Origin of the sequence: Gilliamella sp. Bif1-4 (genome assembly GCF_001690535.1) — a bacterium.
In the GTDB taxonomy this organism is placed as follows: Bacteria; Pseudomonadota; Gammaproteobacteria; order Enterobacterales; family Orbaceae; genus Gilliamella; species Gilliamella bombi.
This window is the reverse complement of the sequence record NZ_LZHC01000016.1, coordinates 54055-72283: the sequence shown is the minus strand read 5'-3', so window position 1 is coordinate 72283 and position 18229 is coordinate 54055. Positions and strand designations below refer to the sequence as shown.

Below are 18229 nucleotides of genomic sequence, written 5' to 3'. Positions count from 1 at the left end.
TGTTATTAATCAATTAAAACCATTGACCAAAACGTTTGATATAGATGCGTTTCATTAATTGTGCAACGCAGCAATAACTAAATAGAGTTGCTAATAGCCATGGAAAATATGACCACGGTAATGGTTGTAGTCCAATTAACCCACTTAGTGGAGAAAACGGAATATAAATACCAATAACCATAACTAACAACGTCATCACAATAACAGGAAATGCCGCCGTGCTTTGCACAAATGGAATTTTTTGTGTTCTTAACATGTGCACAACCAAAGTTTGCGATAACAACCCTTCAATAAACCATCCTGAATGAAATAGTGATTGAGCTTCAACACTATTAGCACTAAATACAAACCACATTAATGCATAAGTTGTAATATCAAAAATAGACGATGTTGGTCCAATCCAAATCATAAAACGTCTAATATTTAACGCATTCCATTTACGTGGTTTTTGTAAAAATTCATTGTCCATTTTGTCCCATGGCAATGAGAGTTGTGAAATATCATACAATAAGTTTTGAATAAGTAAATGTATTGCTAGCATAGGTAAAAATGGTAGAAACGCACTAGCAACCAATACTGAAAAAATATTGCCAAAATTAGAACTTGCTGTCATGTTTAGGTATTTCATAATATTGCCAAAGGTCTCGCGGCCACATATTACACCTTCTTCTAAAACCCTTAGGCTTTTTTCAAGTAAAATAATATCAGCAGATTCTTTAGCGATATCGGTTGCAGTATCCACCGAAATCCCTACATCGGCATCGCGAAGTGCTGGTGCATCGTTAATACCATCGCCTAAAAAACCAACAGTATGTCCATTATCTTGTAATAACCGAATAATTCGCGATTTTTGTAGCGGTGTTAATTTTGCAAAAATAGTGTGCTGTTCGATCTGTTTTTTTAGCTCGTCATCGTCCATTTTTTCAATTTCAGTGCCAAGTAATGGCGTGCCTGGTTCTAAACCAACTTCTCGGCAAACTTTAATGGTGATGATTTCGTTATCACCGGTCAAAACTTTAACGCCCACTCCATGCGCATTCAATGCAGAAATAGCTTCGAATGCGCTTTCTTTTGGTGGATCTAAAAAAGTTAAAAAGCCACGAATGGCGAGCGCAGTTTCTTCCTGCACGGTGTATTGTGGTTTTGTTTCACTTGCCGGAATGTTTTTTACTCCAACGGCTAACACTCTAAAACCTTCTTTATTATATTCATGTGCTAATGCGATCAAAGCTTGTTTACGTTCATCGTTTAATGGTAAATATTCTTCATTTTCATAAACGTAACTGGCAATGGACAGCATTTCTTCAACTGCGCCTTTACAAATCATCAAATGGTTATCATCACCATTTTGTACCACGACCGATAAACGTCGGCGTACAAAATCAAATGGTAATTCATCAATTTTTTTGTATAAGCTAACACCAACCTTTTTCATGCTGGTCTTTTCTTCAGCAAAACGAATAATCGCTTTATCCATCAAGTTTTTCATACCGCTTTGATAATAACTGTTAAGCCATGCAAGTTCCAAAACAGATGAATCGGCTTGACCTTTTATATCAAGGTGATGTTCTAAAATAATTTTATCTTGTGTTAATGTCCCCGTTTTGTCAGTACACAAAATGTCCATCGCCCCAAAATTCTGGATTGCGTTGAGTCTTTTAACAACCACTTTACGTTTTGCCATACCAACAGCGCCTTTTGCTAAATTAGCGCTCACAATCATTGGTAACATTTCAGGCGTCAGGCCAACGGCCACGGCTAATGCAAAAAGCGCAGCATCGCCCCAATCATTTTTTGAAAAACCATTAATAAAAAATACAATTGGCACCATAATTAGCATAAAGCGAATAAGCAACCAGCTAACGTTATTAACACCGCGATCAAACGAAGTTTCAGCACGAGATCCTACAATTGATTTTGCCAATGAGCCAAAATGAGTATCCCCCCCTGTTGCAACTACAATGGCTGTGGCGGTTCCACTAACAACGTTGGTTCCCATGTAACAAATGTTATTAACATCAAGCAAATTATCTTTGTTGATGTTTGATGTTTCGATATTATCGGATGTTTTCTGTGTTACAGCACCTAATGTGTCATACTTTTCAACAGGAATCGATTCACCTGTTAATACGGCTTGGCTAACAAATAAGTCCCGCGATTCAATCAATCGAATATCTGCAGGGATCATGTCTCCAGCCGACAAGTAAACAATATCTCCAGGAACAATTTCACTTAATGGAATTTCAATACGTTCTGGGCTCATATCTTTATGCGCACGCCTTAACACCGTTGCTGTTGTACGAATCATCGATTTTAACGCTTCAGCTGCTTTGTTCGATCTAAATTCCTGCCAAAAACGCAATAATCCACTCAGTGATACCATAGTTAGAATAATGATAATACTGGTTAAATCTGTCTCTTCGCCATTTTGCAAAGGTAACCAAAAATCAGTCACAAAACTGACAATAGCTAACGCTAATAATACAAATATAAATGGATTATTAAACGCCATTAATAGTTGTACTAAAACTGATGGTACCTTTTCGCGTGCAACTTCATTCTTTCCATAAGTTTCAATTCTCGACTTTGCACTTTCTTGTGTTAATCCTGAAAGGCTAGATTGAAATTTAGCTAAAATACTATCGAGACTGCTTTGAGATTCGTTGATAGCTTTAATATCTACACTATTTTGTGCTTTAGTTTTTGATGTATTTTTTGTCATCATGAGTACCTATATTCATAATTTTGGCAAAAATATGCCAACTTATTGTTATTAAGTAACAATAAATAATTAAATTTTGTGATTAGCTAAAATTTAGTGCATAACAAAATTAGCCTATAAAGCTATTTTTTATAGCTTGGGCTGAGCATTAAATTTGATTAGCAAACAGAATTAATTAAGAATTTAGATACAACTTGGTGGTTCTAAATGTTTTTCTGAAAGATGCAAAACACGCACCATTAAGCTTTGCGCGCATTGATGTTTTGAATTTGCGTGATAGCGTGTAAAAAAATACATATCGTTCACCGTTACCGTTCTATCAATTTCGGCTTGTGAACTGAAAAAATAGTTATTTAGACAAGTTCATTAACCGATAATGATGTGTTTAAGTTTGTCTCCCCTAGTCTTGGGGTGACCCGATTGAGTGTCCATATTTCTCCTGTAAATTGAACTCTTCACTTTATATTTCAACTTCCCTTCACCCTCGTTTTTAACTTCCATAATAGCTAAAAAAGGAAGAAAAGCTCAAAAGGCGGGCTTTTTATACTCCTTTAAGGAGTAGAAGTCAACCTATCTCACGAAAAAATAAATACAGTTGTTGAAAAACAGTACTTGTCGCCGTTTTTATCTTCACTTTATATAAATCGCAATCAATAGCATTACAAATAAGTGCAATGTTCCATTCCAAATTTTTGCTATTTATTATTTGAAGAAAGCAATTAACTTTTCTAAAATAAACTGGCTCGTTTCACTTTTCCTGTTTTGAATAAATATGTCCATATTTTAAGCAATTACCGTATTAATCAACCCATAAATAAATGAATACATAAGTTTATTTGTAAGATCAGATTAAATAATATTTAATTGAATAATATCATTAAAAAGGCAGCTATATTAAAAAGCTACCTTAAAGATTATAGACAAAAATTAAATCTTCTTAGTGATTAAAAATTAACCTCAGTCCCCACGAAGTATCTTCTACCTTCTAAGGTTTTACCAAAATCATCGTTAGTTATATTTTTATCAAATAGGTTATAGACACCAGCATAAATCTTGGCTTGTTTGTGTACTTGATAAGACGTACCTACATCCCAAAAAGTATAGCCTGGATATTCAACTTTTGTGCCATCACGGTTATTAGACGATTCCATGCCATAATAGGCCATTTTTGTCCATAAATCCCATTGTTGGGTGACATACCAATCTAATTGAGTATTGAATTTTTGTTTAGGGGTTCGATTTAAAGATCGTCCTTTAAATTGCCCACTTTTTTGTTCTGTTTTTGTCCAAGAATAGTTAGATGTTAATAGGAAATCAGTAAATAAAGGCGTTTTAAATGAAAATTCAAGACCTTTAAGATCTGCTTTGCCAACATTTTCGCGGCCCTGTATAAAGTCAAACTTTTTACTATAACCACTCAATAAGCACTTGCTTCCTTTATTACGATTACAAATATAATATGATTGAATTTTGTCTTTATATTTTGTGTAAAATGCAGTTGCAGAGGCATCAATACCATAATCATTGGTATAGCCTATACCGATTTCAAAATTATTTGTTTTTTCTGGTTTTAAAGCTGGATTTCCAATGATTACACCATCAGAATATCCACCACCAGTGACTTGTCCCCAATCCATCACAACATAACGTAATTGTGGTGTAGCATAACCAGTAGAATAACCGCCTTTTAATGTAAAGTTATCATCAATATTCCACACACTGTAAACCCTTGGATTCCAGTTGCTACCATAATTTTCATCTTTGTTATAACGTAATCCTAATGTTAAACTCCAATTTTCTAAAATACGTAACTCATCTTCTCCAAATAACGCATAATTCCAACGATCAATTTTAGATAATGTCGTTTTTAGTTGATTTCCTTTGTCATGCAATTCTTGATAATTATATTTTCCGCCTAAAGTCAGCATGTTAATACTAAAAGGAATAGTAACACGTGTATCTACATCCGTATTGCGAATTTTCATGTTCCTTTTTGGGTTATTATTTCCTTCATAAGAGACAAATGAAGTTGTAGAAACATCACCAAACAAACCATTATGTGTTAAAGCAAACGTATTTCGTCTATTATCTCTATTAAAATCACTTCTAGATTTATCTCTTGTTTTTCCTGCAGTTGCATTACTATTTTGTAAAGCTCGTCCAAAATCGAGATCAAATTTTTGTGTATCTGAAGCATTTAAAGATAATTTACCATTTAAACTACGTAATTTTTGTCCTGCATGACCCGCAAGAAATTTATCTTCATGACGATTTGAATACTGCCCATAAAGTTGTATACCTAAAACATCATCAATAATCGGTCCCATGGTCGAAAAACTGCTAGTATATGTATCTTTTTCTTTTGAACGATAAGGAATAACCGATTCTAAACGTACACCACTTTGCCATTTATTTGACACTTTTTTAGTAATAATATTAACAACCCCTCCCATCGCATCAGAACCATATAATGACGACATAGGGCCTCGCACAACCTCAATACGTTCAATGGCCGTTAATGGTGGTAACCATCCTTGTTCAAATCCTGAATTATCACTATTTGGTCTTGTTTCGCGGGTACTAACCTTTTTGCCATCAACTAATATTAGGGTATATTTGGCATCCATGCCTCGAATACTAATATCAGTAGAATCACCACCTCCAGTGATATTTACTCCAGGAATATCCTTCAACGCATCTGTGACATCACGATAAGGTTTTTTTTCAATTTCTTCTGGTGTAATTACCGAAATGGTAGCCGGCGCTTCTTTAACTTGTTGAGAAAACCCCGATGCAGTAACAACCATGGTGTCAGTATCTGAATTGCTAGCTGCTATAGCAGCTGTCGATAATGACAACAAAATACTAGTATTAATGACATTTGTAGCCAATTTAATCTTCTTTTTTGCTTTCATTGTTATAACCCTATTATTTATAATGACATTTATAGATTTATAAGATATATGAAGAATACATTATATGAGAATGATTATCAATATCTTTAAAAAATTATTTATAGCTAGACAAATCCCTTTTGTTAAATGATAATAATTATCATTTATATAAACACAGGAAAATTGAGATGAATAAAAAGAAAAAAATATTTTTAAGTAGTATTGCATCGATTATATTAAGTTTAACTGGTTGCCAATCAACGACAACAATGAGTGTAACTGCCAACAACCAAACGGTACAGGTTCCTAAATCGCCCGAAAAAGTTGTTGTCATGAACTATGGGGCATTAGATACTTTAGATGCGTTAGGTAAAGGTTCGATAGTTGTTGCAACTCCACTATCAGTTATCCCATCTTATTTGCAACAATTTAACAAAACAACAATTACCGATACAGGCAATATGAAAGACCCCAATATTGATGCAATCAGACAAGTTAAGCCTGATTTAATTATTATTGATGGGCGTCAAGCTAGTAAAACTGAAGATCTATCTAAAATTGCACCAGTCATTAATTTAAGTGTGAACGCCCAAAATTATGTTGAATCAACAAAAAACCATATCCATCTACTGGCAAATATTACAGGCACAGAAAGTAAAGCTGATAATATTATTCAGTCATTAGATGAAAAAATTCAACATGCCCGAGCAGTAGCCGAAGCTAGTTCTAAAAAAGCTATTGTTGCTATTCATAATGATGGAAAGATGATTCTTATCAATTCAAGCTCAAGCGCAGCATTGATTCACGATGTACTAGATGTTAAACGAGCGGTACCACTCACCGTTATGCCCGCAAATAACTTAATAGGCAAACCAAAACCAATTTTTATTGATGATAATTACATTAAATCAGTCAAACCTGATATTATTTTTGTTGTTGATCGTAGCAAAGCAATCGGCAATCAAGGTATGGCTGAGCACTTTTTTTCACAAAAAGTATTAAACAAAAGCAAAACACAGGTTGTTTATTTAACTCCTGATCTATGGTATTTGTCGGGTGGTGGTGCTGAAAGCATAGATCGTCAAATTGACGAAATCATTAATGCATTAAAATAATATAACTTGATTGTTAACTTTCTATTTTTTTAATAGCCTTTATTGTCAATAAAGGCTTTATTTTATACTGATAAATATCAGAGAAATACTTAATAAATAATTCTTTTTATTCAAACGAACTACTTTCCGAGTTATTACTAATACTTAATAGATAAGCCAAAGCATTGTTAATGTAAATTTGAAATTAGAAATTAGAAAATCGGTATATCAACTATGATGAAATGTGATAAAATGCCGACTTTATTTTGATTTGTAAATGATAATTAACAAATATAGTTTATTGAATTCTCAAACAATACCTCTTTAATATAACACGCTATTATAAATACTATGAATATGTTACCCCCTACAATTGGATTTGTGAGCCTTGGCTGTCCTAAAAATTTAGTTGACTCTGAACGAATTTTAACCGAACTGCGTACGCAAGGTTATCAAGTCGTACCTAGCTATGATAATGCCGATCTGGTCATTGTAAACACTTGTGGATTTATTGACAGTGCAGTACAAGAATCTCTAGAAGCAATTGGCGAAGCTCTTAATGAAAACGGCAAAGTCATTGTAACCGGATGCCTTGGTGCCAAAGAAGATCAAATTAGGACTGTACATCCAAAAGTACTTGAAATATCGGGTCCACACAGCTATGAAGCGGTACTAAATCATGTTAATAAATATGCACCAAAACCTGCTTATAATCCATTTACCAGTCTAGTCCCCCAACAAGGTATAAAACTAACACCAAAACATTATGCTTACCTAAAAATTTCTGAAGGTTGTAATCATTGTTGTACATTTTGCATTATTCCATCATTACGAGGTGAAATGATTAGTCGCCCTATTGGTAACGTACTTGATGAAGCAAAACGACTAGCCGACAGTGGCGTTAAGGAATTATTAGTTATTGCACAAGACACTTCAGCTTACGGCGTTGATATCAAAAACAGGACCAGTTTCTGGAATGGAATGCCATTAAAAACTGATATTCAAACGCTTTGCGAACAATTATCAACTTTGGGAATTTGGGTCAGATTGCATTATATGTATCCTTATCCATGTGTCGATAATCTAATTCCATTAATGGCAGATGGTAAAATTTTGCCTTATCTGGATGTGCCATTACAACACGCAAGTCCAACAATTTTAAAATCAATGAAACGACCTGGAACCATTGAAAGAACATTAGAACGTATCCATAAATGGCGAGAAATCTGTCCTGATATCACGTTACGTTCAACCTTTATTGTTGGTTATCCCGGCGAAACAGAACAAGATTTTGAATTACTGCTCAACTTTTTGTCGCAAGCACAGCTAGATCGTGTTGGCTGTTTTCCATACAGTTCCATAGAAGGCGCTGAAGCCAATAAACTTGCTGATCAAATTCCAGAAGCAATCAAACAAGAACGTTTTGATCGCTTTATGCAATTACAGCAAAAAATCTCAACGCAAAAATTACAAGCCAAAATTGGCAAAACATTAGCTGTTATTGTTGACGAAATTGATGAAGAAGGTGCAATTGGTCGTAGTATGGCTGATGCCCCTGAAATTGATGGTGTTGTTTATCTAAACGAAGAAAATCAAGTCAATATTGGTGATATTGTTCAAGTTAACATTGAACATTCAGATGAATACGACTTATGGGGAACGGTTAAACGGTAAAAATATGAAACAACATTATAAACACGAAATAAAAAATCTTGTTAAATTATCGGTTCCAGTGCTTATCGCACAAGTATCACAAACTGCGATCACCTTTGTTGATACTATCATGGCAGGCAATTATAGTAAAACGGCACTTTCTGGGGTAGCCATTGCTGTCTCGATATGGCTACCTACCATCTTATTTGGGCAAGGCTTACTCACCGTTTTAACGCCAATTATTTCAAACCTAAATGGTGCAGCTAAACGGAACCAAGTTGCCGATCATACCCGGCAAGGCGTTATCATTGCATTAGTATTATCAGTGCTTATGATGTTAGTTCTCTATCATTCCGACCTAATAATAAACCTAAGAAGCTCGGACGATTACCCTATTGATCCAAAAATGATGGAAGTGGCAGTCAAATTTTTACGCGCCATAATGTGGGGTGTGCCAGCTTTCTTGCTATTCTTAGTTTACCGCAATCAATGTGAAGGATTATCCAATACCAAACCAGCGATGGTCATCATCTTTATTGCACTAATCACCAACATCCCTATCAACTACATATTAATCTATGGCAAATTAGGCTTACCTGCTTTTGGCGGTGTAGGATGTGGAATCACTGCTTCAATAATATTCTGGTTAATGTTTATATTAATTCGTTTATATACACTAACCGCACCTAGCCAACACGATATACGTCAAACGCCAATAACTAAATTGATTGACGTTGCTATAATCAAAAAAGTCATCATCCTAGGAACTCCCCTTGCACTAGCTTACTTCTTTGAAATGAGCTTATTTGCAGTAATTGCTTTACTAATTGCTCCACTAGGACAATTAACCGTAGCTGCACACCAAATTATTTTTACTATCAGTAGTTTAACATTTGCTATTCCATTATCGCTAGGAGTAGCAACCAGTATTCGTATTGGCTATTTACTAGGCAAAAGAAAACCAGTTTTAGCCAAACAAACTTCTTACATTAGTTTAGCCATATCCTTAGCAATCGCCATTATAGTTGCACTAATTTTAGTTATTTTTAGTTCACAAATCATCACCATATTTACACAAGAAAATGCTGTAATTGCTATTTGTATGCAACTTATTGTTTTACTCGCTATTTATCAAGCTTCTGACTATTTACAAGTAGTAGCTAGTAATGTGCTTCGAGGTTATAAAGACACTAAAAGCATCTTTTTTATTACTCTACTTTCTTATTGGGTAGTCGGATTGCCTGTTGGTTATGTTCTAGGATTAACCGACCTAATCATTCAACCAATTGGCGCAGCTGGTTTTTGGATAGGAATTATTTCTGGGCTTGCTGTGGCAGCATTTCTATTAATAGCTAGGATGATCTATATTCAAAAACAATCTGTTGAAGTTATTTTAGTACGTGCATCAAGATAAAGTTATTTATTTAAGACATTCAATAAAATAAAAAAGATTAACCTCATTTTATTAATAACAACTTATTGATTATTCAATAACTAAACATAAATAGGTTAATCTTTCAAGAATTATGGGCAAGCTGCCATCCATCGGAATTCTAAAATTAGTCCATGCTGGTAACCCCCAGACATAGAAGACTTCTTCATTTTCTCTGCGTCGATACTAATACCAACAATTAAAATATTGGATATTTTTTATCAAAACCTATTGTCAAATATTTGAATAAATCTATAATTCTTGAAACCAAAAATTGATATAATAAATACAGTTACTATGATAAAAAAAGAAAATATACTTTCACACGGAGTTTGTCTTTGCCTTTCGATCTTACTTACTTATTTATTAGGCTTTCCACAAAGATTTGACCGCATATTCCTAACTTACTTTTCTCTTATCTTTTTAGCTCGACTTGCTTTTTTTAGAATCTTTTTTTGCATTTGGTTTGTAATAGCTGCTATCTATTTTCCTATTGGATTTTATTATGGCTCACCTAACGTTGCTGTGATTAGCTCTATTGCAGAAACTGATATTGATGAAATAACAGATTTTTGTTCACAACTATCTATTTATTTCTATTTTATTCCGCTACTCTTGATATTATTCTTTGTTATTTTATTTAAAAAATTTCCGTTCCCCAAAATAAGCAACCTCTATTTAATTATTGTTGTTTTGGGATTAGTTTTTTATAAACCAATAAAGATAATTAATCAATATCACCCAAACACTTTCAGCTCAATTACTTATTCTTTTTTTAGTAATATCAAATATCCTATATTAGAGTTTTGTGTTGGATTTTATGAAAATGGAAAGCTCTATTTAACCGAAAGAGAACAACAAATTAAACAGATTGAAAAAACTAATAGTATCTCAATTATATCGGTTGTTCCAAAACATAAAACCTATGTTATTATCATTGGCGAAAGTGTTCGAAAAGACTATATGAGTGCTTATAGTTTTAAATATGACAATACACCTTTTACCCGTACTCATGCTAGCATTATTTGGGATGGATTAATAGCGCCAGCACCAAATACCCAATCATCAATTCCCCATCTAATTAGCCAGTCAATTTTTTTAGAAAATAAAGAAGTTAATGCACAACTAAATAATAATATTGTAAGTATTGCTAATGATGCAGGATTTGAAACTTATTGGCTATCAAATCAAGGAAGATTAGGCAAAATGGAAATTACTGTTCCACGTATTGCCTCTTATGCACAACATTCATTTTACACTAAAAAAGGTGAATATAATGGTAAATCATCGAGAGGAAAACATGATACTTTATTATTACCCGAATTAGACAATATTTTATTAAAAGAAAGCAATAAACCAAAACTTATCATCATGCATCTAATTGGTTCTCATCCTCATTTTTGTAAGCGATTAGAATTTAATGTGCAGTTTGATCTGAATAATAAAAATATATCATGTTATGTTAGTAGTATTAAAGAAACAGATGATCTTATTGCACAAACTATCAGTATACTAAAAAAATATAATCAAGATTATTCAGTTGTTTACTTTGCAGATCATGGGCTTGCGCATGCAGATCAACATAATGACTTAAGACACAATTCAGAATATCAAGATAGTTATCGAGTTCCATTTATCTTTTTTGATTCAGATAAAACTATCCAACAAAAAATTAATAAACAAATATCCGGATTACAATTTGTTTATTTACTGAGCCAATGGATGGGAATTAAACTAAATGTACAACATGATTATATGCAAAATGAGCTAACAAAAATACCTGAGCAAAAAAATATAAAAGTAAAAGATTGGAAATCAAATAAGCTATTTCCATTTGATAAACTAAAGAAAGATCCTAATCCCTATTAGGTTTATAATCATAGACAGATATAAAATGCCATCATTAGATCAGATGGCATTTTATCGATAATTATTCTATTATTATTTTAATAAACTATATGCCTGAGCTATTACATTTTCAACAGTAAATCCGAATGCTTTAAATAGTTGCTCAGCTGGACCTGACTCACCAAAGCTTGTCATGCCAATTACTTTACCATTAAGACCAACATATTTATACCAGTAATCGCTAATACCAGCTTCAATAGCTAGACGAGCTGTCACTGACGATGGCAATACTGACTCTCTATAAGTGCTATCTTGTTTATCAAACGCATCCGTTGATGGCATTGACACAACTCGCACTTTTTTACCTGCTTGTGTAAGTTGATGATAAGCTTCAACTGCAAGTTCCACTTCTGAACCAGTAGCAATAATTATCAGCTCTGGAGTACCGGTACAATCATTTAAGATATAACCCCCTCGATAGACATTAGCTAATTGTTCAGCAGTACGTTCTTGTTGTTTTAAATTTTGTCTTGAGAAGATTAATGCAGTTGGTCCATCTTTGCGCTCAATACCATACTGCCAAGCAATAGCTGATTCCACTTGGTCACATGGGCGCCAAGTACTCACATTTGGCGTAACACGTAAGCTTGCCATTTGTTCAACAGGCTGATGCGTTGGTCCATCTTCACCCAAACCAATTGAATCATGAGTATAGACAAATAAAGCACGAATTTTCATTAATGCCGCCATTCGGATGGCATTACGTGCATATTCCATAAACATTAAGAATGTCGCACCATAAGGAATAAATCCACCATGTAACGCAATACCATTCATAATAGCGGACATACCAAATTCACGCACACCATAATGAATATAATTACCATCAGTATTGGCTAAAATTTCTTTAGAGCCTGACCACATTGTCAAATTACTTGGTGCTAAATCAGCCGAACCACCTAAAAATTCAGGTAAAGCTGGCGCAAATGCTTCGATAGCATTTTGAGATGCTTTACGAGTTGCAATAGTTGCTGGATTTGCTTGTAATTTATTCACTACATCGTTAGTGATTTGAGACCAATTTGCTGGCAAATCACCATTAACACGACGTTTGAATTCTTTAGCTAATTCAGGATAGGCCTTAGCGTAAGCATCAAAACGAGCATTCCATTCATCTTCAATTTGTTTACCTTTAGCTTTCGCATCCCAAGCATCGTAATAATCTTTAGGAATTTCAAAAGCAGGATAATCCCAACCTAATGATTTACGAGTTGCTTCAATTTCAGCATCACCTAAAGGTGCACCATGACTTTCATGGCTACCTGCTTTATTTGGTGAACCAAAACCAATTACCGTTTTACACATTAATAAAGATGGTTTATCGGTTACGGCTTGAGCTTGTTCGATTGCTTCTTTAAGGACTTTAGCATCATGACCATCAATATCACGAATAACATGCCAGCCATAAGCTTCAAATCGTTTTGCGGTATCATCAGTAAACCAACCTTCTACTTCACCATCGATCGAAATACCATTATCATCATAAAATGCGATGAGTTTACCTAATTTTAAGGTACCCGCTAAAGAACACACTTCGTGCGAGATACCTTCCATCATACAACCATCCCCCATAAACACATAAGTATGGTGATCAACAATGGTATGACTTGGTTTATTAAATTGTGCCGCTAACGTTCTTTCTGCAATTGCCATACCAACAGCATTGGCAATACCTTGGCCTAACGGTCCCGTTGTAGTTTCAACACCAGGTACATGACCATATTCAGGATGACCTGCGGTTTTTGAATGCAACTGACGAAAGTTTTTCAAATCATCAATAGTCACGTTATAACCAGTTAAATGTAACAAGCTATAAATCAACATAGAAGCATGACCATTTGATAACACAAAACGGTCGCGATCGGCCCATTTAGGATTGTTCGGATTATGTTTTAGAAAGCTACGCCAAAGCACTTCGGCCATATCCGCCATACCCATAGGTGCACCAGGATGGCCTGATTTCGCTTTTTGCACGCCATCCATGCTTAAAGCTCTTATCGCATTCGCCAATTCGCGGTGAGATAATGTGGTTGCATTCATGTTGTAATCTCCAAAAATTTTTTTTAAATGAGAATTGTTTTATGCAAGATTAATATCACTTGCAAAATCATTAATCAAATTAACGAATAAAATATTGTAAAAATGGGGAGCTAGCTCCCCTATTGTATCCAATATAATTATAGTAGTGCGCCAATCATATCTTCTAATTTGCCTTGATCAACGGCAAAAGCACGAATCCCTTCGGCTAATTTTTCAACTGCCATTGCATCGCTATTATGTTGCCATCTAAATTCGGCCTCAGTCATTGGCGCAGGACAAGCAACTACGGTTTGATTTGGATTGAGCTTTTGTACAACAGGCGCATTTGATTGTTGCATTTCGGCTAATAGATTAGGCGAAATAGTTAATCTGTCACAACCGGCTAATGCTAAAATCTGATCAACCTTGCGAAAGCTGGCCCCCATCACAATAGTTTTATAACCGTGTTGTTTGTAATAATTAAAGATATTACGCACAGAAATTACGCCCGGATCTTCATCCGCAACATAAGGTTCGATTGTTTTTTTAGCTTGATACCAATCATATATTCGACCTACAAAAGGCGAAATTAAAAAGGCATTTACTTCGGCACAAGCTCGTGCTTGTGCAAACGAAAATAGTAAAGTTAAATTACAGTTGATCCCTTCTTTTTCAAGCACCTCAGCTGCTTTAATGCCTTCCCAAGTTGACGCAATTTTAATTAAGATACGTGACTTATCGATACCCTTTTCTTTATAAAGTGCAATAATTTTGCGTGCCTTTTCAATACACTCTTGTTTATCAAAAGACAAACGAGCATCCACTTCGGTTGAAATACGACCAGGAACTGTTTTCAAAATTTCAGCGCCAATATTAACTGCAACCTGATCACACGCATTAACTAATTGTTGTTCTTTATTGCCACCAATTTTTTTCGCAGTTTCAACAGCAGAATCAATTAAATAACGATATTGAGGAAATTGCGCTGCTTTCAAAACGAGGGAAGGATTGGTTGTTGCATCTTCGGGGGAAAACTGCTTAATAGAATCGATATCACCGGTATCGGCTACCACTACAGTTAATTTTTTAAATTCATCTAATTGACTCATACATTTTATCCTAATATAACGTTTTACTATAATGAAAGTATAATAACATTTATTCAACAATAAAACGACTTTGTCATTAGATTATGATTAATCTATCTTGTTGTCAAAAAACAGACAGACTGAACACACAAAATGTAGCATCAGACTCTGATAATACAGAATCACTTATCCATGTTTGCTAGCTTATCCATACAAATAAAATTAATTCTGTGAATTTAATCACAAAATCAAATTAGCGTTAATTAGCATAATTTATCTATGATGCAACAAAATAATTGACAACACTTACAAATGTAAAAAGTTACTGATTCATGATTCAATTAAACCCAAACATATTCAACCTTACTTGCTAAATGGCAGTTTGAACAAGAATGACACTTATTGGTTTGGCAAAATAAAGGCTGATCTTGTACTATGAACTTTATCATCCCTTTTTTAATCCAAAACCCTAACATCTGCTCAGCTGCACTTTCAGGTAAACGAAAATGGCGTGCAATATCTTGCAATGGTACATGACCTTTTAATTGTACATAATCACGAATCGACGTTATTAACATAGCAATAATCCGATAATTAAAGTTACAGAAAAATCACAAATCTTTTCTCTATCTATATTTTTACAAATTAGCTAGCCAGCTACTTACTGACAGCATGATGATTCTTTACACTGTTGTAGATTCGGTTCCGTTTGTTGGTTAAATGATGAATATCGCCCTAAAGTACGCATAAACAATAGTGCTACAACAATAAATACACTACATCCCAAAAGCCACCAACCTGCCATAGTAGAATGCCCAAGCAAAGTAAATTGATAATAAATAGTTGCTGTTAGCCATGCGATAGTAAAAGTCCAAATTGCCACAAATATCATCCATCTAAAACCAGCCTCTCGGTACACAGCTCCTAATGCAGCAGCACAAGGTGTATAAAGTAAAATGAAGATCAAATAACTCATCGCATTCGAAGACGAACCAAAAGCGCCCTTGATTTGAGAAATTGTTACCGAATTTACCTCCAAATCAGACTGAAGTGAATCAATATTTTGTGAAACTGTATTAAACCCTAGTGGATCTAATACTGCATCTGACAGATCAACTAAATTCTTAGGAATCGTTGCCAACGCATCTACAATCCCTTGTGATAAATCAAACGACTTGGTTGCTTGCTTATTGTCATAGTCATCGCCCATCGAATAAAGCGAATTAAGCGTTGCAATCACCGACTCCTTAGCAAAAATACCCGTAAAAATTCCCACCGTTGCGGGCCAATTATCGTGTTTAATCCCCATTGGTGCAAATGCTGGAGTGATTGTTTGGCTAACAACAGAAAGCATAGAGTCCTGCGAACTTTCGTGTCTAAACGAACCATCACTCCCCCATGAATTAAGCACACTTAATATTGTTACCATCAACACAATGGCTTTACCTGCTTTAAAAACAAACGACTTTAAACGCTGCCAAGTCAAGCTAATTAGACTACTTAAAGTCGGAATACGATACACTGGCATTTCCATAATAAACGGTGTTAATGAACCTTTTAATAGCGTAAATTTAAGTATAAATCCGGTTATCATTGCCACAACTACACCAAGCAAATATAAGGCAAACACCACTATAGAGGCATTTTTAGGAAAAAATATCGCGGCGAATAAAGCATACACCGGCAATCTAGCTCCACATGACATAAAAGGAATCATACAAATTGACATAATACGATCACGTGTGCTTTCTAACGTTCGCGTGCCCATAATGGCTGGCACACCACAACCGAACCCCACTAACATTGGCACAAATGCTTTTCCCGGCAAACCAATGCAACGCATCAGCCGATCGATTACCATTGCTGCTCGCACCAAATAACCAGAATCTTCCAAAAAAGACAAACAAAAAAACATCGCCCCAATGACAGGAATAAAAGTTGAAACCGTTTGAATACCACGACCAATCCCATTAGCCAAAATAGCCGTAAGCCAATTCGGTGCATTGATAGCATGAAGTAACTGCGTTGAGCCATCGACAAAAATAGTACCACACAGCACATCAAAAAAATCAATAAACACAGTCCCAAAATTAATCGCTAGCATAAACATGGCATACATTGCGAGTAAAAAGAACGGAATACCAGTAATACGCCCTAAGGTGATATTATCCAATATGTCTGAAAATCGACGACTAAGTTCACGTGGTTTATCAATCACTTTCTTACAAATTGTATCAATCGTATCATAACGTGCACTAGCAAGCGCCACATCAATTTCATTATCACACCATTTTGCAAGCAATGAACGGCAGTTTGCAAACATCTCTTTTTCGCATTCGAGTAAATTATAACGCGAATCATCTAATAACGCATCCATCAATTGCCAACGATTGAATTGATGCACAACACTATCATCTGGTAACTCACAAATACAACGATTAATCACCGCTTGCTGATTATCGCCAAGCAAATCAATCGACGGTTTAGCTACTTGCGGCGTGATTACCATGTTTTCGATTTGTTGATAAAAGCACGATAGCCCTATTTTTTGGGTTGATGATAATGCCACTACAGGGCAACCTAACAGTGTTGACAACATATCAACATTAATCTGTTCGCCCATGGCTTTAACTGCATCCATCATATTTAATACAACAATCATTGGCACTTGCAAATCAATTAATTGACAAGTTAAATACAAACTACGTTGCAAATTAGTTGCATCCATAATATTAATAATAACACAGTCACTATCAGACAACACAAACTGACGTGCAATAAGCTCATCTTGTGAAACACTAAGTGGGTCTGGTTCGATCGAATATGTACCAGGCAAATCGACGACTTCATATTGTGCATTATGATAAGTAAAAACACCTGTTTTACGTTCAACAGTCACTCCAGGCCAATTTCCTACACGTTGCTTTGAGCCAGTTAATAAATTAAATAATGTCGTCTTACCACAGTTAGGATTACCAATTAATGCTATCTTCATTCACTTACCTCTATAACTTCAATGGCTTGTGCTTCTTTAAGACGCAAACAAAGCAAAAATCCACGCATTTTAATTTCAATCGGATCGCCAAATGGTGCAACTCGCACAGCAAGAACCTTACACCCCGGTGTAATCCCCATAGCAAGTAACTTTCGACGAAAAGGTAACGATTCGGGTAACAACCTAGTAATAACCGCCTCGTGACCTAAAGGTAACTGGTTAAGAGTAAAAAATGACATTACGCTCCTAAAAAATGACAACAGTGTTGATATAAATAATCATATAAAATTAAAGATACATATTTTAGAAAGAAATGAAGTTATTTTTAGTGTAAAAATGCGAATTATTCTCAACAAAAATAAATAAACCGAAAAAAAATAGTAAATATAATTAAACAATAAAAAATACAAACCCTCGCTGTGTC

11 protein-coding genes are annotated in these 18229 nt (G+C 34.8%); 4 read left to right on the top strand and 7 right to left on the bottom strand.

The window, feature by feature from the left end:
* Positions 1–13: 13 nt before the first annotated feature.
* Entirely contained in the window at positions 14–2722 is a 2709-nt protein-coding gene (gene mgtA, locus A9G25_RS02415; protein ID WP_065625590.1) for a magnesium-translocating P-type ATPase, read from the bottom strand.
* Between the two features lie 944 nt (positions 2723–3666).
* The gene (locus A9G25_RS02410) at positions 3667–5637 is read right to left on the bottom strand and encodes a TonB-dependent receptor domain-containing protein (protein WP_065625589.1); all 1971 of its coding nucleotides are present in this window, start codon (positions 5635–5637) and stop codon (positions 3667–3669) included.
* Between the two features lie 167 nt (positions 5638–5804).
* Between A9G25_RS02410 and A9G25_RS02405 the strand changes: the two genes are divergently transcribed.
* From A9G25_RS02405 to A9G25_RS02390, 4 genes are all read left to right on the top strand, one after another.
* Positions 5805–6731, top strand: coding sequence for a siderophore ABC transporter substrate-binding protein (locus A9G25_RS02405; protein ID WP_065625588.1), 927 nt, complete (start codon positions 5805–5807; stop codon positions 6729–6731).
* A gap of 336 nt (positions 6732–7067) precedes the next feature.
* The gene (rimO, locus tag A9G25_RS02400; RefSeq protein WP_442903077.1) at positions 7068–8384 is read left to right on the top strand and encodes a 30S ribosomal protein S12 methylthiotransferase RimO; all 1317 of its coding nucleotides are present in this window, start codon (positions 7068–7070) and stop codon (positions 8382–8384) included.
* A gap of 4 nt (positions 8385–8388) precedes the next feature.
* The gene (locus A9G25_RS02395) at positions 8389–9777 is read left to right on the top strand and encodes an MATE family efflux transporter (RefSeq protein WP_065625586.1); all 1389 of its coding nucleotides are present in this window, start codon (positions 8389–8391) and stop codon (positions 9775–9777) included.
* A gap of 315 nt (positions 9778–10092) precedes the next feature.
* A complete protein-coding gene (locus A9G25_RS02390) occupies positions 10093–11664 on the top strand; it encodes a phosphoethanolamine transferase (protein ID WP_065625585.1) in 1572 nt (523 codons plus the stop codon).
* Between the two features lie 72 nt (positions 11665–11736).
* On the opposite strand, the gene tkt is transcribed toward A9G25_RS02390, so the two are convergent.
* The 5 genes from tkt to A9G25_RS02365 all read right to left on the bottom strand — a co-directional run bounded on the left by tkt (position 11737) and on the right by A9G25_RS02365 (position 18044).
* Positions 11737–13743 carry a transketolase gene (tkt, locus tag A9G25_RS02385; RefSeq protein ID WP_065625584.1) on the bottom strand — a complete coding sequence of 669 codons (2007 nt, stop codon included), beginning with the start codon at positions 13741–13743 and terminating at the stop codon, positions 11737–11739.
* A 137-nt stretch (positions 13744–13880) separates the two neighbouring features.
* Entirely contained in the window at positions 13881–14831 is a 951-nt protein-coding gene (gene tal, locus A9G25_RS02380; protein ID WP_065625583.1) for a transaldolase, read from the bottom strand.
* 320 nt (positions 14832–15151) lie between these two features.
* The gene (locus tag A9G25_RS02375) at positions 15152–15388 is read right to left on the bottom strand and encodes a FeoC-like transcriptional regulator (RefSeq protein ID WP_065625582.1); all 237 of its coding nucleotides are present in this window, start codon (positions 15386–15388) and stop codon (positions 15152–15154) included.
* An 83-nt stretch (positions 15389–15471) separates the two neighbouring features.
* Positions 15472–17805: a Fe(2+) transporter permease subunit FeoB gene (feoB, locus tag A9G25_RS02370; protein ID WP_065625581.1), complete on the bottom strand. Its 2334-nt coding sequence runs from the start codon at positions 17803–17805 to the stop codon at positions 15472–15474.
* On the bottom strand, positions 17802–18044 hold the full coding sequence (locus tag A9G25_RS02365; protein WP_065625580.1) for a FeoA family protein: 243 nt from the start codon (positions 18042–18044) through the stop codon (positions 17802–17804). The genes feoB and A9G25_RS02365 overlap by 4 nt, the downstream gene beginning before the upstream one ends.
* Positions 18045–18229: the final 185 nt, after the last annotated feature.

Bases quoted from the DNA above. Each gene is read 5' to 3' on its own strand.
- mgtA (WP_065625590.1), bottom strand. From the start codon at position 2,722: ATGACAAAAAATACATCAAAAACTAAAGCACAAAATAGTGTAGATATT.
- A9G25_RS02410 (WP_065625589.1), bottom strand. From the start codon at position 5,637: ATGAAAGCAAAAAAGAAGATTAAATTGGCTACAAATGTCATTAATACT.
- A9G25_RS02405 (WP_065625588.1), top strand. From the start codon at position 5,805: ATGAATAAAAAGAAAAAAATATTTTTAAGTAGTATTGCATCGATTATA.
- rimO (WP_442903077.1), top strand. From the start codon at position 7,068: ATGTTACCCCCTACAATTGGATTTGTGAGCCTTGGCTGTCCTAAAAAT.
- A9G25_RS02395 (WP_065625586.1), top strand. From the start codon at position 8,389: ATGAAACAACATTATAAACACGAAATAAAAAATCTTGTTAAATTATCG.
- A9G25_RS02390 (WP_065625585.1), top strand. From the start codon at position 10,093: ATGATAAAAAAAGAAAATATACTTTCACACGGAGTTTGTCTTTGCCTT.
- tkt (WP_065625584.1), bottom strand. From the start codon at position 13,743: ATGAATGCAACCACATTATCTCACCGCGAATTGGCGAATGCGATAAGA.
- tal (WP_065625583.1), bottom strand. From the start codon at position 14,831: ATGAGTCAATTAGATGAATTTAAAAAATTAACTGTAGTGGTAGCCGAT.
- A9G25_RS02375 (WP_065625582.1), bottom strand. From the start codon at position 15,388: ATGTTAATAACGTCGATTCGTGATTATGTACAATTAAAAGGTCATGTA.
- feoB (WP_065625581.1), bottom strand. From the start codon at position 17,805: ATGAAGATAGCATTAATTGGTAATCCTAACTGTGGTAAGACGACATTA.
- A9G25_RS02365 (WP_065625580.1), bottom strand. From the start codon at position 18,044: ATGTCATTTTTTACTCTTAACCAGTTACCTTTAGGTCACGAGGCGGTT.